The sequence below is a fragment of the Streptomyces sp. NPDC028314 genome, from assembly GCF_055565795.1.
In genome coordinates this window covers 183401-208729 of sequence record NZ_JBVHTP010000013.1, presented here as the reverse complement: position 1 = coordinate 208729, position 25329 = coordinate 183401, and the positions used below count along the sequence as shown (strand labels likewise).

Sequence of the window (25329 nt, the reverse complement as noted above, 5' to 3'; positions counted from 1 at the left end):
GAATGCCTCGTAAGGGCCCCGCCCCGAAGCGCCCGGTCATCATCGACCCGGTCTACGCATCTCCTCTGGTGACCTCGCTCATCAACAAGATCCTCCTGAACGGCAAGCGCTCCACCGCCGAGCGCATCGTCTACGGCGCCATGGAAGGCCTCCGCGAGAAGACCGGCAACGACCCGGTCATCACGCTGAAGCGCGCGCTGGAGAACGTCAAGCCGTCCCTCGAGGTCAAGTCCCGCCGTGTCGGTGGCGCGACCTACCAGGTTCCCGTCGAGGTCAAGCCGGGTCGTCAGTCGACCCTGGCGCTGCGCTGGCTCGTGGGTTACTCCCGCGCCCGCCGCGAGAAGACCATGACCGAGCGCCTGATGAACGAGCTGCTCGACGCCTCCAACGGTCTTGGCGCTGCCGTCAAGAAGCGCGAGGACACGCACAAGATGGCCGAGTCCAACAAGGCCTTCGCGCACTACCGCTGGTAGTCCCACCCCACATCGAGACCGAGAGAAGACCGAAGCCTTATGGCTACCACTTCGCTTGACCTGGCCAAGGTCCGCAACATCGGGATCATGGCCCACATCGACGCGGGCAAGACGACCACCACCGAGCGCATCCTGTTCTACACCGGTGTGTCGTACAAGATCGGTGAGGTCCACGACGGCGCCGCCACGATGGACTGGATGGAGCAGGAGCAGGAGCGTGGTATCACCATCACGTCTGCCGCGACGACCTGCCACTGGCCTCTTGAAGAGGTCGACCACACCATCAACATCATCGACACCCCGGGTCACGTCGACTTCACCGTCGAGGTGGAGCGTTCGCTCCGCGTCCTCGACGGCGCCGTCACCGTCTTCGACGGTGTCGCCGGTGTGGAGCCGCAGTCCGAGACGGTCTGGCGTCAGGCCGACCGTTACGGCGTGCCGCGCATCTGCTTCGTCAACAAGCTGGACCGTACCGGCGCCGAGTTCTTCCGCTGCGTAGACATGATCACGGACCGCCTCGGCGCGACCCCGATCGTCATGCAGCTGCCGATCGGCGCCGAGATGGACTTCCAGGGCGTTGTCGACCTGGTCCGCATGAAGGCCCTCGTCTGGTCCGCCGAAGCCTCCAAGGGCGAGATGTACGACGTCGTCGACATCCCCGCCTCGCACACCGAGCTCGCCGAGGAATGGCGCGGCAAGCTCGTCGAGGCCGTCGCGGAGAACGACGAAGAGCTGATGGAACTGTTCCTGGAGGGCGTCGAGCCCACCGAGGAGCAGCTCTACGCCGCTGTTCGCCGTATCACCATCGCGTCCGGCAAGGGCGGCGACACCACCGTCACCCCCGTGTTCTGCGGCACCGCGTTCAAGAACAAGGGCGTTCAGCCCCTGCTCGACGCCGTCGTGCGCTACCTGCCTTCCCCCCTGGACGTCGAGGCCATCGAAGGCCACGACGTCAAGGACCCGGAGGTCGTGGTCTCGCGCAAGCCGTCCGAGGCGGAGCCCCTGTCGGCCCTCGCGTTCAAGATCGCGAGCGACCCGCACCTGGGCAAGCTCACCTTCGTCCGGATCTACTCCGGTCGCCTGGAGGCCGGCACCGCGGTGCTGAACTCCGTCAAGGGCAAGAAGGAGCGCATCGGCAAGATCTACCGCATGCACGCGAACAAGCGTGAGGAGATCGACTCGGTGGGCGCCGGCGACATCGTCGCCGTCATGGGCCTGAAGCAGACCACCACCGGTGAGACGCTGTGTGACGAGAAGAACCCGGTCATCCTGGAGTCCATGGACTTCCCGGCCCCGGTTATTCAGGTCGCCATCGAGCCCAAGTCCAAGGGTGACCAGGAGAAGCTGGGTGTTGCCATCCAGCGTCTCGCGGAGGAGGACCCCTCCTTCCAGGTTCACTCGGACGAGGAGACCGGCCAGACCATCATCGGTGGTATGGGCGAGCTTCACCTCGACATCCTCGTCGACCGCATGCGTCGCGAGTTCAAGGTCGAGGCGAACGTCGGCAAGCCGCAGGTTGCCTACCGTGAGACGATCCGCAAGACCGTCGAGCGTCACGACTACACCCACAAGAAGCAGACCGGTGGTACCGGTCAGTTCGCCAAGGTGCAGATCGCGATCGAGCCCATCGAGGGTGGCGAGGCGACCTACGAGTTCGTGAACAAGGTCACCGGTGGCCGCATCCCGCGTGAGTACATCCCGTCGGTGGATGCCGGTGCGCAGGAAGCCATGAAGTTCGGCATCCTCGCCGGCTACGAGATGACTGGCGTCCGCGTCATTCTTCTCGACGGTGGTTACCACGAGGTCGACTCCTCCGAGCTCGCGTTCAAGATCGCCGGTTCGCAGGCCTTCAAGGAGGCCGCGCGCAAGGCTTCTCCCGTGCTCCTTGAGCCGATGATGGCCGTTGAGGTCACCACGCCCGAGGACTACATGGGTGAGGTCATCGGCGACATCAACTCTCGCCGTGGCCAGATTCAGGCCATGGAGGAGCGTCACGGTGCTCGCATCGTGAAGGGCCTCGTGCCGCTTTCGGAGATGTTCGGCTACGTCGGAGACCTCCGCAGCAAGACCTCGGGTCGCGCCAGCTACTCGATGCAGTTCGACTCCTACGCCGAGGTTCCCCGGAACGTCGCTGAGGAGATCATCGCGAAGGCCAAGGGCGAGTAACTCTTCCGAGTACACGCTTTAGGCTTGTCACCGGCAGCCTCTGGGGCAACAGGAGCAACACGCTCTTGTTGCCCCGGGACCGGCCGGCTTTCCAGCAAAGATCACCTGGCGCCGATCTGTAAGGCGTACAGAACCACTCTCCAGGAGGACCCCCGTGGCGAAGGCGAAGTTCGAGCGGACTAAGCCGCACGTCAACATCGGCACCATCGGTCACATTGACCACGGTAAGACGACCCTCACGGCCGCCATTACCAAGGTGCTGCACGACGCGTACCCGGACCTGAACGAGGCCTCGGCCTTCGACCAGATCGACAAGGCTCCTGAGGAGCGCCAGCGCGGTATCACCATCTCCATCGCGCACGTCGAGTACCAGACCGAGGCGCGTCACTACGCCCACGTCGACTGCCCGGGTCACGCGGACTACATCAAGAACATGATCACCGGTGCCGCGCAGATGGACGGTGCCATCCTCGTGGTCGCCGCCACCGACGGCCCGATGCCGCAGACCAAGGAGCACGTGCTCCTGGCCCGCCAGGTCGGCGTCCCCTACATCGTCGTCGCCCTGAACAAGGCCGACATGGTGGACGACGAGGAGATCCTGGAGCTCGTCGAGCTCGAGGTCCGTGAGCTGCTCTCCGAGTACGACTTCCCGGGCGACGACCTTCCGGTCGTTCAGGTCTCCGCTCTGAAGGCGCTCGAGGGCGACAAGGAGTGGGGCGAGAAGCTCCTCGGTCTCATGGCTGCGGTCGACGAGTCGATCCCGACCCCGCCGCGTGACACCGACAAGCCCTTCCTGATGCCGGTCGAGGACGTCTTCACGATCACCGGTCGCGGTACGGTCGTCACCGGCCGTATCGAGCGTGGTGTCCTGAAGGTCAACGAGACCGTCGACATCATCGGTATCAAGGAAGAGAAGACCACCACCACGGTCACCGGTATCGAGATGTTCCGCAAGCTGCTCGACGAGGGCCAGGCCGGCGAGAACGTCGGTCTGCTCCTCCGTGGCATCAAGCGCGAGGACGTCGAGCGCGGCCAGGTCATCATCAAGCCCGGTTCGGTTACGCCGCACACCGAGTTCGAGGCCGCCGCGTACATCCTGTCGAAGGACGAGGGTGGCCGTCACACCCCGTTCTTCAACAACTACCGCCCGCAGTTCTACTTCCGTACCACGGACGTTACGGGCGTTGTGACCCTCCCCGAGGGCACCGAGATGGTCATGCCGGGTGACAACACCGACATGACGGTCAACCTCATCCAGCCTGTCGCGATGGAAGAGGGCCTGAAGTTCGCCATCCGTGAGGGTGGTCGTACGGTCGGCGCCGGCCAGGTCACCAAGATCACGAAGTAATTTCGCGGTCTGACCTGGTAGCTCGCGCGAGCGGGCACCACGTTTGACAGAGGGGCCCCTTCCCCGACGCTTCGGCGCCGGGGGAGGGGCCCTTCGTCATGCGGGCGCGCCGAGAAGTACGTCCTTCGCCCTGATCCGATCGGCTCCCTCGCCGATGAGGGTGGCCCTGCCCTTCGGCAGGCGGTTCGTCGAACCAGGTCGCAGGGGATCCCAGGCGACCTTCGCCAGCCGTACCTCCACGCCGGGTGCGGCAGTGGAACGGAACGCCATTCCGATCCGGGCTTCGCCGGTGAAGTTCAGGACGACGCACCCCAGCTCGCTCGCGGCACTGCTCGTCACGGCGTCGACGAGCAGGCGCACCGCCAGGGGCGAGGGGGGCTGCGCGGCGATCGCCTCGATGATGAGATCCAGGTCCTCGGAGGCGGCGATGCAGAATGCCTGGTCCTCTCGGCTGATGGCCGCCATCGCCTCGTGGTGATTGCGCCCGTCGGGACCGGATTCCGATACGGCGCGAGCCGTACGGATGAGCGAATTCTTCCTTTCCTGGAAAACCCATGCGGTATTCCGTGGCGCGTCACGCGCCACGGCGGTGAACATGTCGCGAAGCTCTTCGTGCGGCTCGGAGAACCGCCAGCCCAGGGAAGGGGGTTGGGCGAGACCGGACTCGGTGTGGTCCCCTCCCGGAGCCCTGAGCCAAGAGATCGGGGCGAACCGTTCGAGCGCCGCCCGAGCCCGCTGGAACTGTGATGACCGATCCTCCATCGCGCCTCATCTCCCCTTGGCCGGCGAGTTCCGCTCGGCCAACCCCGCCCCCGGTCTGTGGTCACGTTAATCCGGGACGCGGGGGCCGGGCGGTGTTACCCGCGAGGCGGTGTGAGAGGCTCCGCACCGCATGGTGCGGATCTTTCAGGGTGGGGACATGGGGAACAGCGACGACGCGGGCAGAACCGGGGTTTCCGACGAGGAGTGGGAGCGGTTCGCGCGGGAGGCCGGGAGCGGGGGAGGGGCGGCGCCCAAGGAGCCGTCCGCGCGGGCGCGGATGGTGACCGAGCGGCTGCGCCGGGAGGACGAGGAGCGGGCCGCGCGGGAGGCGGGGCGCAGGGGGCGCACGGCCCGGCAGGCCGCCGAGCCCGCCGGGTGGCGGACCGGGCCGGCCTGGCAGGAGATGGAGGGCCGCGGGAGGGGCAAGCGGCGGCTCAAGGCGGTCGCGGGCGTCCTGTGCATAGCCGCGCTGGCGCTGATCGTCGTACGGCCGGAGCTGCTCATAGACCGGCTCACGGGCAAGACGGAGGCCCGGGCGAGCGCCGCGAAGGCCGCCCCGCTGCCCGCGGAGACGGCGCGGCCGTCCGCCGCGCCCTCGCGGCTCTACCCGGACCGGCCGACCCTCCAGGACCCCTTCAGGGGCTCCCCGGCCCAGCAGTGGGGCGACGGCGCGGCGGCCATCGAGCTGCCCGAGGCCAACGCGCTCAACGGGGTGTCGCGCCAGCAGGTCGCCGACGGCCTCGCGGTGGTCAAGCGCTTCCTCGTCACCGCCAACCTGGACCCCGCCACCCTGCGCGGCGAGCGGCCGCAGGCGGCGCTCGACCTGATCGACCCGGCCCAGGGCGAGCTGCTGGGCCTCCTCGACCAGGGCCTGGCCAAGCCCGGCAAGGAGCAGGACCCCCTGCAGATGTTCACCCGCTTCAACGGCGCCGAGGTGCGGCCGGCCGGGGACGTGGTGAAGGTGCGCGGGCGGATGTGGCTGGAAGCGGGGGAGAAGCCCGGCCTGGTGGACGTCCACGCCGACTACACCTTCGTCTACCCGCTCGTGCGGGCGAAGGCGGGGTCCGAGGAGGTCAGCCGGTCGATCATGCGGCGGCAGATCGAGTTCAGCCTCGCCGACCCGGCGCAGTGGCGGGTCAAGTCCGGGACGATGCAGATCGGGCCCTACGTGTACGACATCGCCAACAGTGACTGCTTCACCTACGACGGCTACCTGCACCCGGAATTCTCGGACTCGCGCTTCTCGGGTCCCGAGCCGTCCGGCACGCCCCGGGACCCGTACGACCGGAGCGAGGAACTCGACCGGGCCACGGCCGAAGAGTGCGGGACGGCTTCGCGCCTCTGACCAGCCCCCGCAAGGGATCCCCACGCGCGGCGCAGTTTGACGTGATCGCGCGGCGGGGTATTCTCTTCCGCCCGATTGGCGCAGTACGTGTCTCGTATGGCAGACTACTCAAGTTGCTCGGTTGAGTGCCGATGCTGCGCGCCTCCCGCCGGGAGGACCGGAAGCGAGTCCCACAGTACTCGTCGTCCCTATCTGCCCCTCGGGGCAGCAATGGGGACGGACGTACGGGAATCTTCTGGGAAGTGTCAGCACGGTGCGAACCAGGCACCCGGTGGGTGTTTCTCCCCCGAAGCGCGGTCCAGGGACCGCACCCCCTTGGACGAGGGAATTTCCGTATGGGAATTTTCTGTAGAGGGAGTGCGACACGCCCGACCGCGTGGGTCGGAGGGAAGCGGTGGAGAGATCCACAGCCGCCCGGGAGCCAGAGCGTTTCCACAACAGACAGGACTACGGAGTAGCCATGGCGGGACAGAAGATCCGCATCCGGCTCAAGGCCTACGACCACGAGGTCATCGATTCGTCGGCGAAGAAGATCGTCGAGACGGTGACGCGCACTGGTGCGTCGGTCGCGGGCCCGGTGCCGCTGCCCACTGAGAAGAACGTGTACTGCGTCATCAAGTCGCCGCACAAGTACAAGGACTCGCGCGAGCACTTCGAGATGCGCACGCACAAGCGCCTGATCGACATCCTCGACCCGACTCCCAAGACCGTTGACTCGCTGATGCGCCTGGACCTTCCGGCCGGCGTTGACATCGAGATCAAGCTCTGAGAGGCGTCGAGAAGATGGCAAAGCAGATCAAGGGCGTCCTGGGCGAGAAGCTCGGCATGACCCAGGTCTGGGACGAGAACAACCGTGTCGTCCCGGTGACCGTGGTCAAGGCCGGACCCTGCGTCGTTACCCAGGTCCGTACGAACGACATCGACGGCTACGAGTCGGTCCAGATCGCCTTCGGCGAGATCGACCCGCGCAAGGTGAACAAGCCCCTCAAGGGCCACTTCGCCAAGGCCGACGTGACCCCCCGCCGCCACCTGGTGGAGCTCCGCACCTCCGACGCCAGCGAGTACACGCTCGGCCAGGAGATCACTGCTGAGGTGTTCGAGTCCGGCGTCAAGGTTGACGTCACGGGCAACAGCAAGGGCAAGGGCTTCGCCGGTGTCATGAAGCGGCACAACTTCCGGGGCCTCGGCGCCGGTCACGGTGTGCAGCGCAAGCACCGCTCCCCCGGTTCGATCGGTGGCTGCGCCACCCCTGGGCGTGTCTTCAAGGGCATGCGCATGGCTGGTCGTATGGGCAACGAGCGCGTCACCACCCAGAACCTGACCATCCACGCGGTTGACGCGGAGAAGGGTCTGCTCCTCATCAAGGGTGCGGTCCCCGGTCCGAACGGCGGCCTCGTCCTGGTCCGTACCGCGGCCAAGGGGGCTTGAGGTAATGAGCACCATTGACATCCTTTCGCCGGCAGGCGACAAGGCCGGTACCGTCGAGCTCCCCGCGGAGATCTTCGACGCGAAGACCAGCGTTCCGCTGATCCACCAGGTCGTTGTCGCTCAGCTGGCTGCTGCCCGTCAGGGCACGCACAAGACCAAGCGTCGTGGCGAAGTCCGTGGTGGTGGCCGCAAGCCGTACCGCCAGAAGGGCACCGGCCGCGCCCGCCAGGGTTCGACCCGTGCGCCGCAGTTCGTCGGCGGTGGCGTCGTCCACGGCCCGCAGCCGCGTGACTACTCGCAGCGGACCCCGAAGAAGATGAAGGCCGCCGCTCTCCGCGGTGCCCTCTCGGACCGCGCGCGTCACTCCCGCATCCACGTCGTCACCGGCGTGGTCGAGGGTGCCGCCTCCACGAAGGCCGCCAAGACGCTGTTCGGCAAGATCTCGGAGCGCAAGAACCTGCTCCTGGTCGTCGACCGCGCCGACGAGGCCGCGTGGCTGTCCGCCCGCAACCTGCCCCAGGTTCACATCCTGGAGCCGGGCCAGCTGAACACGTACGACGTGATCGTCTCTGACGACGTGGTCTTCACCCAGGCCGCTTTCGAGTCCTTCGTGTCTGGCCCCAAGGCCGATGAGACCGAAGGGAGCGACGCCTGATGTCTGAGGCGACCGTTACCAGCAAGACCTTCACTGACCCGCGCGACCTGCTGATCAAGCCGGTTGTCTCGGAGAAGAGCTACGCGCTGCTGGACGAGAACAAGTACACGTTCATCGTCGCGCCCGGCGCCAACAAGACCCAGATCAAGCAGGCCGTCGAAGCGGTCTTCTCGGTCAAGGTCACCGGGGTCAACACGATCAACCGTCAGGGTAAGCGCAAGCGCACCAAGACCGGTTTCGGCAAGCGCGCCAACACCAAGCGCGCCATCGTGACCCTCGCTGAGGGCGACCGAATCGACATCTTCGGCGGCCAGGCCTCCTAACGGAGGTCTAGTCGTCCGGAATCGGACGAGGACTGAGAAATGGGTATCCGCAAGTACAAGCCGACGACCCCGGGCCGTCGTGGCTCCAGCGTCGCCGACTTTGTCGAGATCACGCGGTCCACGCCGGAGAAGTCGCTGGTTCGCCCGCTGCACAGCAAGGGCGGCCGTAACAACACCGGTCGGATCACCGTTCGCCACCAGGGTGGTGGACACAAGCGTGCCTACCGCGTGATCGACTTCCGTCGTCACGACAAGGACGGCGTGCCGGCCAAGGTCGCGCACATCGAGTACGACCCCAACCGCACCGCGCGCATCGCGCTGCTGCACTACGCCGACGGCGAGAAGCGCTACATCATCGCGCCGCGCGGTCTGCAGCAGGGTGACCGGATTGAGAACGGCCCCACGGCCGACATCAAGCCCGGCAACAACCTGGCGCTTCGCAACATCCCGGTTGGTACGACCATCCACGCGATCGAGCTGCGTCCCGGTGGCGGTGCGAAGTTCGCCCGCTCCGCCGGTGCGTCCGTGCAGCTGCTGGCGAAGGAGGGCACGATGGCCCACCTTCGTATGCCGTCCGGTGAAATCCGCCTGGTCGACGCGCGCTGCCGCGCCACCGTCGGTGAGGTCGGCAACGCCGAGCAGTCGAACATCAACTGGGGCAAGGCCGGCCGCATGCGCTGGAAGGGCGTTCGCCCCTCCGTCCGCGGTGTCGCGATGAACCCGGTCGACCACCCGCACGGTGGTGGTGAGGGTAAGACCTCCGGTGGTCGTCACCCGGTCTCCCCGTGGGGTCAGAAGGAGGGTCGTACTCGCTCGCCGAAGAAGGCTTCGAGCAAGTACATCGTCCGCCGCCGCAAGACGAACAAGAAGCGCTAGGAGCGGGTTTAGATGCCGCGCAGTCTCAAGAAGGGACCCTTCGTCGACGGACACCTCATCAAGAAGGTGGACGTACAGAACGAAGCTGGTACCAAGAACGTCATCAAGACCTGGTCCCGTCGCTCGATGATCATCCCGGCCATGCTGGGTCACACCATCGCGGTGCACAACGGCAAGATCCACGTCCCGGTGTTCGTCACCGAGTCGATGGTCGGCCACAAGCTCGGCGAGTTCTCGCCGACTCGCACCTTCCGCGGCCACGTCAAGGACGACCGGAAGTCGAAGCGCCGCTAAAGGCGGGGTGGTAACGACTATGACTTACACCGAAGGGACAACCATGGAAGCCAGGGCCCAGGCGCGGTACATCCGCGTCACGCCCATGAAGGCCCGCCGAGTGGTGGACCTTATCCGTGGCATGGATGCCACGGAGGCTCAGGCGGTCCTGCGTTTCGCCCCGCAGGCCGCGAGCGTGCCGGTCGGCAAGGTGCTGGACAGCGCCATTGCCAACGCCGCACACAACTACAACCACCCGGACGCCTCCACGCTGGTCATCAGCGAGGCGTACGTGGACGAGGGCCCGACCCTGAAGCGGTTCCGTCCGCGTGCGCAGGGCCGTGCCTACCGGATCCGCAAGCGGACCAGCCACATCACCGTGGTCGTCAGCAGCAAGGAAGGTTCCCGGTAATGGGCCAGAAGGTAAACCCGCACGGGTTCCGGCTCGGCATCACCACCGACTTCAAGTCGCGTTGGTACGCCGACAAGCTGTACAAGGACTACGTCAAGGAAGACGTCGCCATCCGTCGGATGATGACGTCCGGCATGGAGCGCGCCGGCATCTCGAAGGTTGAGATCGAGCGCACCCGTGACCGCGTGCGTGTGGACATCCACACCGCTCGTCCGGGCATCGTCATCGGCCGCCGTGGCGCCGAGGCCGACCGCATCCGCGGTGACCTCGAGAAGCTCACGGGCAAGCAGGTCCAGCTGAACATCCTCGAGGTCAAGAACCCCGAGCTCGACGCTCAGCTGGTTGCCCAGGCCGTTGCCGAGCAGCTCTCCTCCCGCGTCTCCTTCCGTCGCGCCATGCGTAAGAGCATGCAGGGCACGATGAAGGCCGGCGCCAAGGGCATCAAGATCCAGTGTGGCGGCCGTCTCGGCGGCGCCGAGATGTCCCGCTCCGAGTTCTACCGCGAGGGTCGTGTGCCGCTGCACACGCTGCGCGCGAACGTGGACTACGGCTTCTTCGAGGCCAAGACCACCTTCGGCCGTATCGGTGTGAAGGTCTGGATCTACAAGGGCGACGTCAAGAACATCGCCGAGGTTCGCGCCGAGAACGCTGCGGCCCGTGCGGGTAACCGCCCGGCCCGTGGTGCCGGCGCTGGCGACCGTCCCGCCGGCCGTGGTGGCCGTGGTGGCGAGCGCGGCGGCCGTGGTGGCCGCAAGCCGCAGCAGGCTGCTGGTGCCGAGGCCCCCAAGGCCGACGCTCCCGCCGCCGCTCCGGCTGAGAGCACCGGAACGGAGGCCTGACCGACATGCTGATCCCTCGTAGGGTCAAGCACCGCAAGCAGCACCACCCGAAGCGCCGCGGTATGGCCAAGGGCGGTACTGAGGTCTCGTTCGGCGAGTACGGCATCCAGGCGCTTACCCCCGCCTACGTGACGAACCGCCAGATCGAGGCGGCTCGTATCGCGATGACCCGCCACATCAAGCGTGGCGGCAAGGTCTGGATCAACATCTACCCGGACCGTCCGCTGACGAAGAAGCCGGCCGAGACCCGCATGGGTTCCGGTAAGGGTTCTCCCGAGTGGTGGATCGCGAACGTGCACCCGGGCCGGGTCATGTTCGAGCTGTCCTACCCGAACGAGAAGATTGCTCGTGAGGCGCTCACCCGCGCTGCTCACAAGCTTCCGATGAAGTGCCGGATTGTTCGGCGCGAGGCAGGTGAGTCGTGATGGCGACGGGAACCAAGGCGTCCGAGCTGCGTGAGCTCGGCAACGAGGAGCTCGTTGGCAAGCTGCGCGAGGCCAAGGAAGAGCTGTTCAAGCTGCGCTTCCAGGCGGCCACGGGCCAGCTGGAGAACAACGGCCGGCTCAAGTCCGTCCGTAAGGACATCGCTCGCATCTACACCCTGATGCACGAGCGTGAGCTCGGTATCGAGACGGTGGAGAGCGCCTGATGAGCGAGAACAACGTGACTGAGAAGACCGAGCGCGGCTTCCGCAAGACCCGTGAGGGTCTCGTCGTCAGCGACAAGATGGACAAGACCGTCGTCGTCGCCGTCGAGGACCGCGTGAAGCACGCCCTGTACGGCAAGGTCATCCGCCGTACGAACAAGCTCAAGGCCCACGACGAGCAGAACGCTGCTGGCGTCGGCGACCGCGTCCTCATCATGGAGACGCGTCCGCTGTCGGCGAGCAAGCGCTGGCGCATCGTCGAGATCCTCGAGAAGGCCAAGTAAGTATCTGAGGCCCTGGGCAACAAGCCCAGGGGCCCCTCAGGTTCGTTCCGCCAGGCTCGGTGGGGGCTGCCGCTCTTCGGAGTGAAGCCCCCGCCGGGAACCGGCAGACAAACAGGAGATAGACGTGATCCAGCAGGAGTCGCGACTGCGTGTCGCCGACAACACTGGTGCCAAGGAGATCCTTTGCATCCGTGTTCTCGGTGGCTCCGGTCGCCGCTACGCGGGCGTCGGTGACGTCATCGTCGCCACCGTCAAGGACGCGATCCCCGGCGGCAACGTGAAGAAGGGTGACGTCGTCAAGGCTGTCATCGTTCGCACCGTCAAGGAGCGCCGCCGCCAGGACGGCTCGTACATCCGTTTCGACGAGAACGCCGCTGTCATTCTCAAGAACGACGGCGACCCTCGTGGCACCCGTATCTTCGGCCCCGTGGGCCGTGAGCTGCGCGAGAAGAAGTTCATGAAGATCATCTCGCTCGCGCCGGAGGTGCTGTAAGCATGAAGATCAAGAAGGGCGACCTGGTTCAGGTCATCACCGGTAAGGACAAGGGCAAGCAGGGCAAGGTCATCACGGCCATCCCTACTGAGAACCGCGTCCTGGTCGAGGGTGTCAACCGGGTCAAGAAGCACACCAAGGCCGGCCAGACCGCTGGTGGCTCGCAGACCGGTGGCATCGTGATCACCGAGGCGCCGATCCACGTCAGCAACGTTCAGCTGGTTGTGGAGAAGGACGGCCAGAAGGTCGTCACCCGCGTCGGATACCGCTTCGACGACGAGGGCAACAAGATCCGCGTTGCCAAGCGGACGGGTGAGGACATCTGATGGCTACCACTCCGCGTCTCAAGACGAAGTACCGCGAGGACATCGCGGGCAAGCTGCGTGAGGAGTTCTCCTACGAGAACGTCATGCAGATCCCCGGCCTCGTGAAGATCGTGGTCAACATGGGTGTGGGCGACGCCGCCCGCGACTCCAAGCTGATCGACGGCGCCATCAAGGACCTGACGACGATCACCGGTCAGAAGCCGGCCGTCACGAAGGCCCGCAAGTCCATCGCGCAGTTCAAGCTGCGCGAGGGTCAGCCGATCGGCTGCCACGTCACCCTCCGCGGTGACCGCATGTGGGAGTTCCTGGACCGTACGCTGTCGCTCGCGCTGCCGCGTATCCGTGACTTCCGTGGTCTGTCGCCGAAGCAGTTCGACGGCCGTGGCAACTACACCTTCGGTCTCACGGAGCAGGTCATGTTCCACGAGATCGACCAGGACAAGATCGACCGCACCCGGGGTATGGACATCACCGTGGTCACCACGGCGACGAACGACGACGAGGGCCGCGCCCTCCTTCGTCACCTCGGCTTCCCCTTCAAGGAGGCGTAAGCGAGATGGCGAAGAAGGCTCTCATCGCGAAGGCTGCCCGCAAGCCCAAGTTCGGTGTGCGTGCGTACACCCGCTGCCAGCGCTGCGGTCGTCCCCACTCCGTGTACCGCAAGTTCGGCCTGTGCCGCGTCTGCCTTCGTGAGATGGCTCACCGTGGCGAGCTGCCGGGCGTGACCAAGAGCTCCTGGTAATTCCCTTCGTCCGCAAGGACTTGGGAAGTTCCAGAGACTCTCGGTAAGCATCTGGTCGGCGGGTGCCCAGCTCCACATGCCGTAGGCTTGTGTGGTTGGGCGTCCGCTGCCCATAACGACTTACTACGCCGTAGGTCCCCGCACCGCACCCGTCCCGCCACTGAGTGGGGAGAGGGATGGCGCATACAGGAAACCCCGGCGAGAGAGGCCGAAGGCCACTTCATGACCATGACTGACCCGATCGCAGACATGCTCACGCGTCTGCGTAACGCTAACTCGGCGTACCACGACACCGTCGTGATGCCGCACAGCAAGATCAAGTCGCACATCGCGGAGATCCTCAAGCAGGAGGGTTTCATCACCGGCTGGAAGGTCGAGGACGCCGAGGTCGGCAAGAACCTCGTCCTCGAGCTGAAGTTCGGGCCGAACCGTGAGCGCTCCATCGCGGGCATCAAGCGGATCTCGAAGCCCGGTCTGCGCGTGTACGCGAAGTCCACCAACCTGCCGAAGGTGCTCGGCGGCCTGGGCGTGGCGATCATCTCCACGTCCCACGGTCTGCTCACCGGCCAGCAGGCAGGCAAGAAGGGCGTAGGTGGGGAAGTCCTCGCCTACGTCTGGTAGTCGGGAACGGAGGAAAAGCAATGTCGCGAATCGGCAAGCTCCCCATCCAGGTTCCCGCCGGTGTGGACGTCACCATCGATGGCCGCACGGTCGCAGTGAAGGGCCCCAAGGGTTCCCTCACGCACACCGTCGCTGCGCCCATCGCCGTCGCCAAGGGTGAGGACGGCGTTCTGAACGTCATCCGCCCGAACGACGAGCGTCAGAACAAGGCCCTGCACGGCCTGTCCCGCACGCTGGTGGCGAACATGATCACCGGTGTGACCACGGGATACGTCAAGGCTCTCGAGATCAGCGGTGTCGGTTACCGCGTCGCCGCGAAGGGCTCCGACCTGGAGTTCCAGCTTGGTTACAGCCACCCGATCCTGATCGAGGCGCCCGAGGGCATCTCCTTCAAGGTCGAGTCGCCCACCAAGTTCACGGTTGAGGGCATCGACAAGCAGAAGGTCGGCGAGGTCGCCGCCAACATCCGCAAGCTGCGGAAGCCCGACCCGTACAAGGCCAAGGGTGTCAAGTACGCCGGCGAAGTCATCCGCCGCAAGGTCGGAAAGGCTGGTAAGTAGCCATGGCATACGGTGTGAAGATCGCCAAGGGCGACGCGTACAAGCGCGCTGCCAAGGCTCGCCGCCACATCCGCATCCGCAAGAACGTCTCGGGTACGGCGGAGCGTCCGCGCCTCGTCGTGACGCGTTCCAACCGCAACATCGTTGCTCAGGTCATCGACGACCTCCAGGGTCACACCCTGGCGTCGGCGTCGACCCTGGACGCTTCGATCCGCGGTGGCGAAGGCGACAAGAGCTCGCAGGCCCAGGCTGTCGGCGCGCTCGTCGCCGAGCGTGCCAAGGCTGCGGGTGTCGAGACCGTCGTGTTCGACCGCGGTGGCAACCGATACGCCGGGCGCATTGCCGCTCTGGCTGACGCCGCCCGCGAAGCCGGGCTGAAGTTCTAAGCCCCGGTTCCGGGACTCACGGACGTAACAGAGAGAGGTAATCCAATGGCTGGACCCCAGCGCCGCGGAAGCGGTGCCGGTGGCGGCGAGCGGCGGGACCGGAAGGGTCGCGACGGTGGCCCTGCCGCCGAGAAGACCGCTTACGTTGAGCGCGTTGTCGCGATCAACCGCGTCGCCAAGGTTGTCAAGGGTGGTCGCCGCTTCAGCTTCACCGCGCTGGTCGTGGTGGGCGACGGTGACGGCACTGTAGGTGTCGGTTACGGCAAGGCCAAGGAAGTTCCCGCGGCCATCGCCAAGGGTGTCGAGGAAGCCAAGAAGAACTTCTTCAAGGTTCCGCGCATCCAGGGCACCATCCCGCACCCGATCCAGGGCGAGAAGGCGGCCGGCGTTGTCCTGCTGAAGCCTGCTTCCCCCGGTACCGGTGTTATCGCCGGTGGCCCGGTGCGCGCCGTTCTGGAGTGCGCCGGCGTTCACGACATCCTGTCGAAGTCCCTGGGCTCCGACAACGCGATCAACATCGTGCACGCGACCGTGGCGGCCCTCAAGGGCCTGCAGCGTCCCGAGGAGATCGCGGCTCGCCGTGGTCTGCCCCTCGAGGACGTCGCCCCCGCGGCTCTGCTTCGTGCGCGTGCTGGGGCGGGTGCGTAATGGCTCGCCTCAAGATCACGCAGACGAAGTCGTACATCGGCAGCAAGCAGAACCACCGCGACACTCTGCGTTCGCTCGGGCTCAAGCGCCTGAACGACGTGGTCGTCAAGGAGGACCGCCCCGAGTTCCGCGGAATGGTGCAGACCGTCCGCCACCTCGTGACGGTTGAGGAGGTTGACTAACATGGCTGAGAACAGCCCGCTGAAGGCCCACAACCTCCGTCCCGCCCCCGGCGCCAAGACCGCGAAGACCCGTGTCGGTCGTGGTGAGGCGTCGAAGGGTAAGACGGCCGGTCGTGGTACGAAGGGCCAGAAGGCCCGCTACCAGATCCCGCAGCGCTTCGAGGGTGGGCAGATGCCCCTCCACATGCGTCTGCCGAAGCTCAAGGGCTTCAAGAACCCGTTCCGCACCGAGTTCCAGGTTGTCAACCTGGACAAGCTCGGCGCTCTCTACCCCGAGGGTGGAGAGGTCACGGTGGCCGACCTGGTCGCCAAGGGCGCGGTTCGCAAGAACAGCCTCGTCAAGGTCCTGGGCCAGGGCGAGATCTCCGTTGCGCTGCAGGTTTCGGTTGACGCCGTTTCCGGCTCCGCCAAGGAGAAGATTGCCGCCGCTGGTGGCACGGTCACCGAGCTCGTCTAAGACGAAAACTCAGTGATTAATAGCTGAAACCCGACCGGGGATGCCTCACATATGGGGCATCCCCGGTCGGTCGTTCCACGGAGGGCCGTGTCGCCGGTAAGGTGGCCTGCACCTTTGCTTGTACGTATTCGTCGATCCCTCAGACCGTCACCTCTGACGCAGTAGCGCGGGGGTCGCAGGAGGCACCGTGCTCACCGCGTTCGCCCGGGCGTTCAAGACGCCCGACCTGCGCAAGAAGCTGTTCTTCACGCTCGCCATCATCGTGTTGTTCCGCCTCGGGTCCCACATCCCGGTGCCCGGCGTGAACTACAAGAACGTTCAGTTCTGTGTGGACCAGGCGGGGAGTGGCAACAGCCTCTTCGGCCTCGTCAACATGTTCAGCGGTGGCGCGCTGCTGCAGATCACGATCTTTGCGCTCGGCATCATGCCGTACATCACGGCGAGCATCATCCTGCAGCTGCTGACCGTGGTCATTCCGAAGCTGGAGAACCTCAAAAAAGAGGGCCAGTCCGGTACCGCGAAGATCACCCAGTACACGCGCTATCTGACGGTCGCGCTCGCGATCCTCCAGGGCACCGGCCTCGTCGCCACCGCGAAGACCGGCGCCCTCTTCGGGACCTGCCAGCGCCGCAGCCAGATCGTCCCGGACCACTCGATCTTCACGATGGTCGTCATGGTCATCACCATGACCGCCGGTACCTGCGTCGTCATGTGGCTCGGCGAGCTCATCACCGACCGCGGCATCGGCAACGGCATGTCGATCCTCATGTTCATCTCGATCGCCGCCGGCTTCATCGGCGCCCTCTGGCAGATCAAGCTCCAGGGCAAGATCGCTGACGGCTGGGTCGAGTTCGGTGTCGTCATCCTGGTCGGTTTGGCGATGGTCGCGCTCGTGGTCTTCGTCGAACAGGCGCAACGCCGGATCCCGGTCCAGTACGCGAAGCGCATGATCGGCCGCCGTGCGTACGGCGGCACCTCGACGTACATCCCGCTCAAGGTGAACCAGGCCGGTGTCATCCCGGTCATCTTCGCCTCGTCGCTGCTGTACATCCCCGCCCTGATCGTGCAGTTCAGCGGCTCGACCGCCGGCTGGGCCACCTGGATCCAGAAGCACTTCGTCAAGGGCGACCACCCGTACTACATCGCCGTCTACTTCCTCCTGATCGTCTTCTTCGCGTTCTTCTACGTGGCGATCTCGTTCAACCCCGAGGAAGTTGCCGACAACATGAAGAAGTATGGTGGGTTCATCCCGGGCATCCGCGCCGGCCGGCCTACCGCCGAGTACCTGAGCTACGTACTCAACCGGATCACCTGGCCGGGGTCGCTGTACCTGGGTCTCATCGCTCTTGTGCCGACGATGGCGTTGGCCGGCTTCGGAGCGAACCAGAACTTCCCCTTCGGCGGGACGAGCATCCTGATCATCGTGGGTGTGGGTCTGGAAACCGTGAAGCAGATCGAGAGCCAGCTCCAGCAGCGTAATTACGAAGGGTTCCTCCGCTGATGCGAATCGTCCTCGTCGGACCCCCCGGTGCGGGCAAGGGAACGCAGGCCGCGTTCCTTGCCAAGAACCTGTCGATCCCGCACATCTCCACGGGTGACCTGTTCCGCGCCAACATCAGCCAGGGCACCGAGCTCGGCAAGAGCGCCAAGTCGTACATGGACGCAGGCGAGCTGGTCCCGGACTCGGTCACCATCGGCATGGCCAAGGACCGGATGGAGCAGCCCGACGCCGCGAACGGCTTCCTGCTCGACGGCTTCCCCCGGAACCTCTCGCAGGCCGAGGCGCTCGACGAGATCCTCAAGGCCGCGGGCCTGCGCCTGGACGCGGTCCTCGACCTGGAGGTCGAGGAGGACGAGGTCGTCAAGCGCATCGCCGGCCGCCGGACCTGCCGCAAGGACTCCGCGCACGTCTTCCACGTGACGTACGCGCCGCCGAAGACCGACGGCGTCTGCGACCACTGCGGCGGCGAGCTGTACCAGCGCGGGGACGACTCCGAGGACACGGTCCGCAACCGGCTCGCGGTCTACCACGCGGAGACCGAGCCGATCATCGACTACTACAAGGCCCAGGGCCTCGTGTCGACGATCCCCGCCCTCGGCGAGGTCGCGGAGATCACGCGGCGCGCGATGGACGCCCTGAACAAGTAGTAACCCCTTGCTGTGCAGGTACGGCCGCGGTGTCCCCAGGGCATCGCGGCCGTACTGTTGAGAAGACCCGTTCCGAAGGCTGGAAGGTACGTTCCATGGTCCAGATCAAGACCCCCGAGCAGATCGCGAAGATGCGAGAGGCGGGGCTGGTCGTCGCCGCGATCCACGCGGCGACCCGTGAGGCGGCCGTGCCGGGCGCCACGACGCGGGATCTGGACATGGTGGCCCGCAAGGTGATCGCGGACGCCGGCGCGAAGTCGAACTTCCTCGGCTACGGCGGCTTCCCCGCGACCATCTGCACCTCGGTGAACGAGGTCGTCGTCCACGGCATCCCGGACGACAAGACGGTGCTCAAGGACGGCGACGTCATCTCGATCGACGCCGGTGCCATCGTCGACGGCTGGCACGGCGACGCCGCGTACACCGCCTTCGTGGGCACCGGGCACGCGCCTGAGCTCCTGGAGCTCTCCCGGGTGACCGAGGAGTCCATGTGGGCCGGCATCGCCGCCATGAAGCTCGGCAACCGCCTCGTGGACATCTCCAAGGCGATCGAGGGCTACATCCGCCGCCAGCCGCGTCCCGCGACCGGCAAGTACGGGATCATCGAGGACTACGGCGGCCACGGGATCGGGTCCGAGATGCACATGGACCCCCACCTGCTGAACTACGTCTCGCGCAAGCGGGGCAAGGGGATCAAGCTCGTCCCGGGCGTCTGCCTGGCGATCGAGCCGATGGTCTCCCTGGGCACCCCCCAGACGGAGGTACTGGCGGACGACTGGACGGTCATCACGACCGACGGCACCTGGTCCTCGCACTGGGAGCACTCCATCGCCCTGACCGAGGCCGGGCCCATCGTCCTGACCAGCCCGGACTGCGGCAAGGCGAAGCTGGCGGAGTACGGGGTCACCACGGCCCCGGACCCCCTCGGTTAATGATCTACACTCTGGGGCAAACTTTCCGGATTCGTCTTTCTGGGAGCCCTGACGTAGACTGACTCGTCGGCTCTCGTGCATTTCCATGCCCTGCATGGGCGCGAAGCCGATCAAGGTAGCCGATTCGAAAGGCGAAGCGTGGCCAAGAAGCAAGGTGCCATCGAAATCGAGGGCACCGTGATCGAGTCCCTCCCGAACGCCATGTTCAAGGTGGAACTCCAGAACGGTCACAAGGTCCTCGCGCACATCAGCGGCAAGATGCGCATGCACTACATCCGCATCCTCCCTGATGACCGGGTTGTCGTGGAGCTTTCCCCGTACGACCTGACGCGTGGCCGGATCGTCTACCGATACAAGTAGATCTTGTCTTCACTCCTGACCGGGCATCTCGTCCGGCGCGGGTGGTGGCACTGACCCGGAGAACCTCACCAACATGAAGGTCAAGCCGAGCGTCAAGAAGATCTGCGACAAGTGCAAGGTGATCCGCCGTCACGGTCGGGTCATGGTCATCTGCGACAACCTGCGCCACAAGCAGCGCCAGGGCTGACGCACGCCGACCGACCTGCACTCCGCAGTTCTTCGCGCGACGTAAGAAAAACGTACATACGCAGAACCCGCCCAGCCCTCAACGGGCCGGCGGTACCTCCGGCGGGGGCCGGGGACCCGGGCGTACCACCACCCATCAGGTGTGGTCGGCGGTCGGGGCTGGTTCTGCGGAAGACCCCCGAACACACAGGAGCCATTGAATGGCACGCGTTTCCGGTGTTGACATCCCGCGCGAAAAGCGCGTGGAGATCGCACTCACCTACGTCTTCGGTGTCGGTCGCACCCGGTCCAAGGAGATCCTTGCGGCCACCGGTGTGAACCCGAACACCCGCGTTCGTGACCTGGCCGAAGAGGACCTGGTCAAGATCCGCGAGTACGTGGACGCCAACCTCCGCACCGAGGGTGACCTCCGCCGCGAGATCCAGGCCGACATCCGCCGCAAGGTCGAGATCGGCTGCTACCAGGGTCTGCGTCACCGTCGTGGCCTGCCGGTCCACGGTCAGCGCACCAGCACGAACGCCCGTACCCGCAAGGGTCCGCGTCGCGCGATCGCCGGTAAGAAGAAGCCGGGCAAGAAGTAGTCCTGTTCAGCGGTCTTGCGCTGTAGGACCGACCACCTCCCGTAGGAGATTTAGATGCCCCCCAAGGGTCGTCAGGGCGCTGCCAAGAAGGTGCGCCGCAAGGAAAAGAAGAACGTCGCTCACGGGCACGCCCACATCAAGAGCACGTTCAACAACACCATCGTTTCGATCACCGACCCCTCGGGCAACGTGATCTCCTGGGCCTCCGCCGGCCACGTCGGCTTCAAGGGCTCGCGCAAGTCCACCCCCTTCGCCGCGCAGATGGCCGCCGAGTCGGCCGCCCGCCGCGCGCAGGAGCACGGCATGCGCAAGGTCGACGTCTTCGTCAAGGGTCCGGGCTCCGGCCGCGAGACCGCGATCCGCTCCCTCCAGGCCACCGGCCTCGAGGTCGGCTCGATCCAGGACGTCACCCCCACCCCGCACAACGGTTGCCGCCCGCCGAAGCGCCGCCGCGTCTGACGCAGCGCGCCGGGCGTACGTGAACTCGTACGCCGTGCGTTCCTGAGAGTCCGGGCGGCACGACCCCTTCGGGGGACGTGCCGCCCGTACCCTTGCTGTACCTGGCTTTACCCGTCGGGCGTCAAATAGTGGGCGTCCACGAATGAAGGAACACAGACATGCTTATCGCTCAGCGTCCTTCGCTGACCGAAGAGGTCGTCGACGAGTACCGCTCGCGGTTCGTGATCGAGCCGCTGGAGCCGGGCTTCGGCTACACCCTCGGCAACTCCCTGCGCCGCACGCTCCTGTCCTCGATCCCGGGTGCCGCTGTCACCAGCATCCGCGTGGACGGCGTCCTGCACGAGTTCACCACCGTGCCGGGTGTCAAGGAAGACGTCACCGACATCATCCTCAACATCAAGCAGCTGGTCGTCTCCTCGGAGCACGACGAGCCGGTCGTGATGTACCTGCGCAAGCAGGGTCCCGGCCTGGTCACCGCTGCCGACATCGCGCCCCCGGCCGGTGTCGAGGTGCACAACCCGGACCTGGTCCTCGCCACGCTCAACGGCAAGGGCAAGCTGGAGATGGAGCTGACCGTCGAGCGCGGTCGCGGCTACGTCTCCGCCGTCCAGAACAAGCAGCTGGGCCAGGAGATCGGTCGCATCCCGATCGACTCCATCTACAGCCCGGTCCTCAAGGTCACCTACAAGGTCGAGGCGACCCGAGTCGAGCAGCGCACCGACTTCGACAAGCTGATCGTCGACGTCGAGACCAAGCAGGCCATGCGCCCGCGCGACGCCATGGCGTCCGCCGGCAAGACCCTGGTCGAGCTGTTCGGTCTGGCCCGCGAGCTCAACATCGACGCCGAGGGCATCGACATGGGCCCCTCGCCGACGGACGCGGCCCTGGCCGCCGACCTGGCGCTGCCGATCGAGGAGCTGGAGCTCACGGTCCGCTCGTACAACTGCCTCAAGCGCGAGGGCATCCACTCCGTGGGTGAGCTCGTCGCCCGCTCCGAGGCCGACCTGCTCGACATCCGCAACTTCGGTGCGAAGTCGATCGACGAGGTCAAGGCGAAGCTGGCCGGCATGGGCCTGGCGCTCAAGGACAGCCCGCCCGGATTCGACCCGACCGCCGCCGCCGACGCCTTCGGCGCCGACGACGACGCGGACGCCGGTTTCGTCGAGACCGAGCAGTACTAAGCACCACCAGAACTTTCCCGGGGCAGCCGCTCCGGGGGAACTGACACCGGTACCTGACACGGCCGGTGCAGATATGAAGGAGTAACACCATGCCGCGTCCCGCAAAGGGTGCCCGTCTGGGCGGCAGCGCCGCGCACGAGAAGCACCTCCTCGCGAACCTCGCGAAGGCGCTCTTCGAGCACGGCCGCATCACCACCACCGAGGCCAAGGCCCGTCGCCTGCGTCCCTACGCCGAGCGTCTGGTCACCAAGGCCAAGAAGGGCGACATCCACAACCGTCGCCTGGTGCTGCAGACGATCACGGACAAGAGCATCGTGCACACGCTGTTCACCGAGATCGCCCCGCGCTACGAGAACCGCCCCGGTGGTTACACGCGCATCACCAAGATCGGCAACCGTCGTGGCGACAACGCCCCGATGGCCGTCATCGAGCTGGTCGAGGCCCTGACGGTCGCCCAGCAGGCCACTGGTGAGGCCGAGGCCGCCACCAAGCGCGCGGTGAAGGAGGCGGAGGCCAAGGCCGAGGCCACCGAGACCCCCGCCGAGGAGACCAAGGAGGCCTGATCCCGCTTCGGGATCGAGCTTGCTTGATCGGCTCTGAACGGGCCCGCCCCTTTTTGGGGCGGGCCCGTTCTGCATCTCTGAGAGAGGATCTGTCACGTGAGTGACGAGGTGGAGCCCGGGCACGTCCGGGTGCGGCTGGACCTGTCGTACGACGGCAAGGACTTTTCCGGCTGGGCGAAGCAGCGGACGCTGCGGACCGTGCAGGGAGAGCTGGAGAGCGCCCTGCAGACCGTGATGCGCCTCAAGGAGCCCGTCGACCTGACCGTGGCCGGCCGGACGGACGCCGGGGTGCACGCGCGCGGGCAGGTCGCGCAGTTCGACATCGCCGAGGAGGTGTGGGCCGAGCACCAGGACAAGCTGCTGCGCAGGCTCGCGGGTCGGCTGCCGCACGACGTACGGGTATGGAAGGCCGCCGAGGCCCCCGAGGGCTTCAACGCGCGGTTCTCGGCCGTCTGGCGCCGCTACGCGTACCGGGTCGGCGACCACCAGGCCGGCGTCGACCCGCTGCGCCGCGGGCACGTGCTGTGGCACCAGTGGCCGCTGGACGTGGACGCCATGAACGAGGCCGCCGCCCCGCTGCTCGGCGAGCACGACTTCGCCGCGTACTGCAAGAAGCGCGAGGGGGCCACGACGATCCGTACCCTCCAGCAGCTCAGCTGGGAGCGCGCCGAGGACGGGATCGTCACCGCGACCGTCCGGGCCGACGCCTTCTGCCACAACATGGTCCGCTCGCTCGTCGGCGCCCTGCTGCACGTGGGTGACGGGCACCGGCCGGTCCAGTGGCCCGGGCAGGTGCTGGCCGCCGCCGTACGGGACTCCTCGGTCCACGTCGTGAAGCCGCACGGGCTCACCCTGGAAGAGGTCGGCTACCCGGCGGACGAGCTGCTGGCCGCCCGCAGCAAGGAAGCGCGCAACGTGCGCACCCTGCCCGGAGCCGGCTGCTGCTGAGCCCCGCCCAATCCGGTTGGGTGGATCGCGGCCGGACCGGGAGAATGCCCCGCATGGGACATCTCGAAGCCAGCCACCTGGAGTACTACCTTCCCGACGGGCGGGTCCTGCTCCCCGACGTCTCCTTCCGGGTGGGGGAGGGCTCGGTGGTCGCCCTGGTGGGGGCGAACGGGGCCGGCAAGACCACCCTGCTCAAGCTGATCTCCGGCGTCCTCCAGCCGCACGGCGGCGGGGTCACCGTCAGCGGCGGGCTCGGTGTGATGTCGCAGTTCGTGGGCTCCGTCCGGGACGAGACGACCGTGCGCGACCTGCTGGTGTCGGTGGCGCAGCCGCGCATCCGGGAGGCCGCGAAGGCCGTCGACCGCGCCGAGCAGCTGATCCTGACGGTGGACGACGAGGCCGCGCAGATGGCGTACGCGCAGGCCCTGAGCGACTGGGCCGACGTACAGGGGTACGAGGCGGAGACGCTGTGGGACGTCTGCACCACGGCCGCGCTGGCGATCCCGTACGACACCGCGCAGTTCCGCGAGGTGCGCACGCTGTCGGGCGGTGAGCAGAAGCGCCTCGTCCTGGAGGCGCTGCTGCGCGGGCCGGACGAGGTGCTGCTGCTCGACGAGCCGGACAACTACCTCGACGTCCCGGGCAAGCGGTGGCTGGAGGAGCAGCTGAAGGCCACCCGCAAGACGGTGCTCTTCGTCTCGCACGACCGGGAGCTCCTCACCCAGGCCGCAGAGAAGATCATCAGCCTGGAGGCGAGCCCCACGGGCAGCGACGTGTGGGTGCACGGCGCGGGCTTCGGGACCTACCACGAGGCCCGCAAGGAGCGCTTCGCGCGCTTCGAGGAGCTCAAGCGGCGCTGGGACGAGGAGCACGCCCGGCTGAAGGCGCTGGTGCTGCGGCTGCGCAACCAGGCCGCCTCCAGCCCCGACATGGCCTCGCGGTACCGGGCGATGCAGACGCGCTTCCAGAAGTTCGAGGAGGCGGGCCCTCCGCCGGAGCCGCCGCGCGAGCAGGACATCCGGATGCGGCTCAAGGGCGGACGTACGGGGGTGCGCGCCCTGACCGTCGAGAACCTGGAGCTCACCGGGCTGATGAAGCCCTTCTCCCTGGAGGTGTTCTACGGCGAGCGCGTCGCGGTCCTCGGCTCGAACGGCTCCGGGAAGTCGCACTTCCTGCGTCTGATGGCGGGCGAGGAGGTCAAGCACACGGGTACGTGGAAGCTCGGCGCCCGCGTGATCCCCGGCCACTTCGCGCAGACGCACGCCCATCCGGAGCTGTTCGGGCGCACCCTCGTCGACATCCTGTGGACGGAGGCGGCGAAGCCGCTCGGTGCGGCGATGGGCGCCCTGCGCCGCTACGAGCTGGAGCGCCAGGGCGACCAGCCCTTCGAGAAGCTCTCGGGCGGGCAGCAGGCGCGCTTCCAGATCCTGCTCCTGGAGCTGGCCGGGACCACGGCGCTGCTGCTGGACGAGCCGACGGACAACCTCGACCTGGAGTCGGCGGAGGCCCTGCAGGACGGCCTGGAGTCGTACGACGGAACGGTGCTGTGCGTGACGCACGACCGCTGGTTCGCGCGCACATTTGACCGCTACCTGGTCTTCGGTTCCGACGGTGTTGTGCGGGAGACTCAGGAGCCGGTCTGGGACGAACGTAGGGTCGAGCGCAAGCGCTAGGGGAGACCACCCCCGCGCGGGTCGAGGGGGAGGCGTTGTGGGGCTGCGGCCTA

The 25329-nt window shown here is 66.5% G+C and carries 37 protein-coding genes; 36 read left to right on the top strand and 1 reads right to left on the bottom strand.

Features of this window, described 5'->3' with window-relative positions; genetic code table 11:
• Nucleotides 1-2: 2 nt before the first annotated feature.
• From rpsG to tuf, 3 genes are all read left to right on the top strand, one after another.
• Nucleotides 3-473, top strand: coding sequence for a 30S ribosomal protein S7 (gene rpsG, locus ACZ4TG_RS28280; RefSeq protein WP_007265894.1), 471 nt, complete (start codon nucleotides 3-5; stop codon nucleotides 471-473).
• Nucleotides 474-512: 39 nt separating this feature from the next.
• On the top strand, nucleotides 513-2639 hold the full coding sequence (gene fusA / locus ACZ4TG_RS28275; RefSeq protein ID WP_468167646.1) for an elongation factor G: 2127 nt from the start codon (nucleotides 513-515) through the stop codon (nucleotides 2637-2639).
• A gap of 154 nt (nucleotides 2640-2793) precedes the next feature.
• A complete protein-coding gene (tuf, locus tag ACZ4TG_RS28270) occupies nucleotides 2794-3987 on the top strand; it encodes an elongation factor Tu (protein ID WP_468167644.1) in 1194 nt (397 codons plus the stop codon).
• Between the two features lie 96 nt (nucleotides 3988-4083).
• On the opposite strand, the gene ACZ4TG_RS28265 is transcribed toward tuf, so the two are convergent.
• A complete protein-coding gene (locus tag ACZ4TG_RS28265; protein WP_468167642.1) occupies nucleotides 4084-4584 on the bottom strand; it encodes a hypothetical protein in 501 nt (166 codons plus the stop codon).
• A gap of 322 nt (nucleotides 4585-4906) precedes the next feature.
• Between ACZ4TG_RS28265 and ACZ4TG_RS28260 the strand changes: the two genes are divergently transcribed.
• The 33 genes from ACZ4TG_RS28260 (at nucleotide 4907) to ACZ4TG_RS28100 (ending at nucleotide 25276) form a co-directional block, all read left to right on the top strand.
• Nucleotides 4907-6094, top strand: a complete 1188-nt coding sequence (locus tag ACZ4TG_RS28260; protein WP_468167640.1) for a hypothetical protein — start codon at nucleotides 4907-4909, stop codon at nucleotides 6092-6094.
• Between the two features lie 460 nt (nucleotides 6095-6554).
• Entirely contained in the window at nucleotides 6555-6863 is a 309-nt protein-coding gene (rpsJ, locus tag ACZ4TG_RS28255; protein ID WP_003948644.1) for a 30S ribosomal protein S10, read from the top strand.
• A 14-nt stretch (nucleotides 6864-6877) separates the two neighbouring features.
• The gene (gene rplC, locus ACZ4TG_RS28250; protein ID WP_007265899.1) at nucleotides 6878-7522 is read left to right on the top strand and encodes a 50S ribosomal protein L3; all 645 of its coding nucleotides are present in this window, start codon (nucleotides 6878-6880) and stop codon (nucleotides 7520-7522) included.
• A 4-nt stretch (nucleotides 7523-7526) separates the two neighbouring features.
• A complete protein-coding gene (rplD, locus tag ACZ4TG_RS28245) occupies nucleotides 7527-8177 on the top strand; it encodes a 50S ribosomal protein L4 (RefSeq protein WP_031146574.1) in 651 nt (216 codons plus the stop codon).
• Nucleotides 8177-8500 (top strand): 50S ribosomal protein L23, encoded by a 324-nt coding sequence (gene rplW / locus ACZ4TG_RS28240; protein WP_037792012.1) that lies wholly within the window; start codon nucleotides 8177-8179, stop codon nucleotides 8498-8500. Before rplD ends, rplW begins: the two co-directional genes overlap by 1 nt.
• Nucleotides 8501-8539: 39 nt before the next feature.
• Nucleotides 8540-9376, top strand: a complete 837-nt coding sequence (gene rplB, locus ACZ4TG_RS28235; RefSeq protein WP_136213227.1) for a 50S ribosomal protein L2 — start codon at nucleotides 8540-8542, stop codon at nucleotides 9374-9376.
• A gap of 12 nt (nucleotides 9377-9388) precedes the next feature.
• Nucleotides 9389-9670, top strand: a complete 282-nt coding sequence (gene rpsS / locus ACZ4TG_RS28230; RefSeq protein WP_023539342.1) for a 30S ribosomal protein S19 — start codon at nucleotides 9389-9391, stop codon at nucleotides 9668-9670.
• 43 nt (nucleotides 9671-9713) lie between these two features.
• Nucleotides 9714-10061, top strand: coding sequence for a 50S ribosomal protein L22 (rplV, locus tag ACZ4TG_RS28225; RefSeq protein ID WP_007265904.1), 348 nt, complete (start codon nucleotides 9714-9716; stop codon nucleotides 10059-10061).
• Entirely contained in the window at nucleotides 10061-10900 is an 840-nt protein-coding gene (rpsC, locus tag ACZ4TG_RS28220; protein ID WP_007265905.1) for a 30S ribosomal protein S3, read from the top strand. The genes rplV and rpsC overlap by 1 nt, the downstream gene beginning before the upstream one ends.
• A 5-nt stretch (nucleotides 10901-10905) precedes the next feature.
• Nucleotides 10906-11325 (top strand): 50S ribosomal protein L16, encoded by a 420-nt coding sequence (rplP, locus tag ACZ4TG_RS28215; RefSeq protein ID WP_030026326.1) that lies wholly within the window; start codon nucleotides 10906-10908, stop codon nucleotides 11323-11325.
• Complete coding sequence (rpmC, locus tag ACZ4TG_RS28210; protein WP_008739703.1) at nucleotides 11325-11549, top strand: 50S ribosomal protein L29; 225 nt, start codon at nucleotides 11325-11327, stop codon at nucleotides 11547-11549. Before rplP ends, rpmC begins: the two co-directional genes overlap by 1 nt.
• The gene (gene rpsQ / locus ACZ4TG_RS28205; RefSeq protein WP_030008467.1) at nucleotides 11549-11830 is read left to right on the top strand and encodes a 30S ribosomal protein S17; all 282 of its coding nucleotides are present in this window, start codon (nucleotides 11549-11551) and stop codon (nucleotides 11828-11830) included. The genes rpmC and rpsQ overlap by 1 nt, the downstream gene beginning before the upstream one ends.
• A 124-nt stretch (nucleotides 11831-11954) precedes the next feature.
• The gene (gene rplN / locus ACZ4TG_RS28200) at nucleotides 11955-12323 is read left to right on the top strand and encodes a 50S ribosomal protein L14 (protein WP_053682618.1); all 369 of its coding nucleotides are present in this window, start codon (nucleotides 11955-11957) and stop codon (nucleotides 12321-12323) included.
• A 2-nt stretch (nucleotides 12324-12325) separates the two neighbouring features.
• Entirely contained in the window at nucleotides 12326-12649 is a 324-nt protein-coding gene (gene rplX, locus ACZ4TG_RS28195; protein WP_053682617.1) for a 50S ribosomal protein L24, read from the top strand.
• A complete protein-coding gene (rplE, locus tag ACZ4TG_RS28190; protein WP_030388859.1) occupies nucleotides 12649-13200 on the top strand; it encodes a 50S ribosomal protein L5 in 552 nt (183 codons plus the stop codon). Before rplX ends, rplE begins: the two co-directional genes overlap by 1 nt.
• Nucleotides 13201-13205: 5 nt before the next feature.
• Complete coding sequence (locus ACZ4TG_RS28185; protein WP_003956452.1) at nucleotides 13206-13391, top strand: type Z 30S ribosomal protein S14; 186 nt, start codon at nucleotides 13206-13208, stop codon at nucleotides 13389-13391.
• 222 nt (nucleotides 13392-13613) lie between these two features.
• Nucleotides 13614-14012: a 30S ribosomal protein S8 gene (gene rpsH / locus ACZ4TG_RS28180; RefSeq protein ID WP_007265911.1), complete on the top strand. Its 399-nt coding sequence runs from the start codon at nucleotides 13614-13616 to the stop codon at nucleotides 14010-14012.
• 20 nt (nucleotides 14013-14032) lie between these two features.
• Nucleotides 14033-14572, top strand: coding sequence for a 50S ribosomal protein L6 (gene rplF, locus ACZ4TG_RS28175; RefSeq protein WP_468167636.1), 540 nt, complete (start codon nucleotides 14033-14035; stop codon nucleotides 14570-14572).
• 2 nt (nucleotides 14573-14574) lie between these two features.
• Entirely contained in the window at nucleotides 14575-14958 is a 384-nt protein-coding gene (rplR, locus tag ACZ4TG_RS28170; protein ID WP_030008471.1) for a 50S ribosomal protein L18, read from the top strand.
• 45 nt (nucleotides 14959-15003) lie between these two features.
• Entirely contained in the window at nucleotides 15004-15606 is a 603-nt protein-coding gene (gene rpsE, locus ACZ4TG_RS28165) for a 30S ribosomal protein S5 (RefSeq protein WP_254372698.1), read from the top strand.
• Nucleotides 15606-15788 (top strand): 50S ribosomal protein L30, encoded by a 183-nt coding sequence (rpmD, locus tag ACZ4TG_RS28160; protein WP_053682614.1) that lies wholly within the window; start codon nucleotides 15606-15608, stop codon nucleotides 15786-15788. Before rpsE ends, rpmD begins: the two co-directional genes overlap by 1 nt.
• A gap of 1 nt (nucleotide 15789) precedes the next feature.
• Nucleotides 15790-16245 carry a 50S ribosomal protein L15 gene (gene rplO / locus ACZ4TG_RS28155; RefSeq protein ID WP_053682613.1) on the top strand — a complete coding sequence of 152 codons (456 nt, stop codon included), beginning with the start codon at nucleotides 15790-15792 and terminating at the stop codon, nucleotides 16243-16245.
• Nucleotides 16246-16432: 187 nt separating this feature from the next.
• Complete coding sequence (gene secY, locus ACZ4TG_RS28150; protein WP_468167634.1) at nucleotides 16433-17746, top strand: preprotein translocase subunit SecY; 1314 nt, start codon at nucleotides 16433-16435, stop codon at nucleotides 17744-17746.
• On the top strand, nucleotides 17746-18393 hold the full coding sequence (locus ACZ4TG_RS28145) for an adenylate kinase (RefSeq protein ID WP_468167632.1): 648 nt from the start codon (nucleotides 17746-17748) through the stop codon (nucleotides 18391-18393). Before secY ends, ACZ4TG_RS28145 begins: the two co-directional genes overlap by 1 nt.
• Nucleotides 18394-18488: 95 nt before the next feature.
• Nucleotides 18489-19325 carry a type I methionyl aminopeptidase gene (gene map / locus ACZ4TG_RS28140; protein WP_468167630.1) on the top strand — a complete coding sequence of 279 codons (837 nt, stop codon included), beginning with the start codon at nucleotides 18489-18491 and terminating at the stop codon, nucleotides 19323-19325.
• Nucleotides 19326-19463: 138 nt separating this feature from the next.
• A complete protein-coding gene (gene infA, locus ACZ4TG_RS28135; RefSeq protein WP_003956442.1) occupies nucleotides 19464-19685 on the top strand; it encodes a translation initiation factor IF-1 in 222 nt (73 codons plus the stop codon).
• Nucleotides 19686-19758: 73 nt separating this feature from the next.
• The gene (gene rpmJ / locus ACZ4TG_RS28130; RefSeq protein WP_003956441.1) at nucleotides 19759-19872 is read left to right on the top strand and encodes a 50S ribosomal protein L36; all 114 of its coding nucleotides are present in this window, start codon (nucleotides 19759-19761) and stop codon (nucleotides 19870-19872) included.
• 199 nt (nucleotides 19873-20071) lie between these two features.
• Nucleotides 20072-20452 (top strand): 30S ribosomal protein S13, encoded by a 381-nt coding sequence (gene rpsM, locus ACZ4TG_RS28125; RefSeq protein ID WP_347727990.1) that lies wholly within the window; start codon nucleotides 20072-20074, stop codon nucleotides 20450-20452.
• 54 nt (nucleotides 20453-20506) lie between these two features.
• Nucleotides 20507-20911, top strand: coding sequence for a 30S ribosomal protein S11 (gene rpsK, locus ACZ4TG_RS28120; protein ID WP_003956432.1), 405 nt, complete (start codon nucleotides 20507-20509; stop codon nucleotides 20909-20911).
• Between the two features lie 158 nt (nucleotides 20912-21069).
• Nucleotides 21070-22092, top strand: coding sequence for a DNA-directed RNA polymerase subunit alpha (locus ACZ4TG_RS28115; protein ID WP_008739666.1), 1023 nt, complete (start codon nucleotides 21070-21072; stop codon nucleotides 22090-22092).
• An 89-nt stretch (nucleotides 22093-22181) separates the two neighbouring features.
• Nucleotides 22182-22655, top strand: a complete 474-nt coding sequence (rplQ, locus tag ACZ4TG_RS28110) for a 50S ribosomal protein L17 (RefSeq protein ID WP_319733898.1) — start codon at nucleotides 22182-22184, stop codon at nucleotides 22653-22655.
• A gap of 96 nt (nucleotides 22656-22751) precedes the next feature.
• A complete protein-coding gene (truA, locus tag ACZ4TG_RS28105; RefSeq protein WP_468167627.1) occupies nucleotides 22752-23603 on the top strand; it encodes a tRNA pseudouridine(38-40) synthase TruA in 852 nt (283 codons plus the stop codon).
• Nucleotides 23604-23656: 53 nt separating this feature from the next.
• On the top strand, nucleotides 23657-25276 hold the full coding sequence (locus ACZ4TG_RS28100; RefSeq protein WP_468167625.1) for an ABC-F family ATP-binding cassette domain-containing protein: 1620 nt from the start codon (nucleotides 23657-23659) through the stop codon (nucleotides 25274-25276).
• Nucleotides 25277-25329 lie beyond the last annotated feature (53 nt).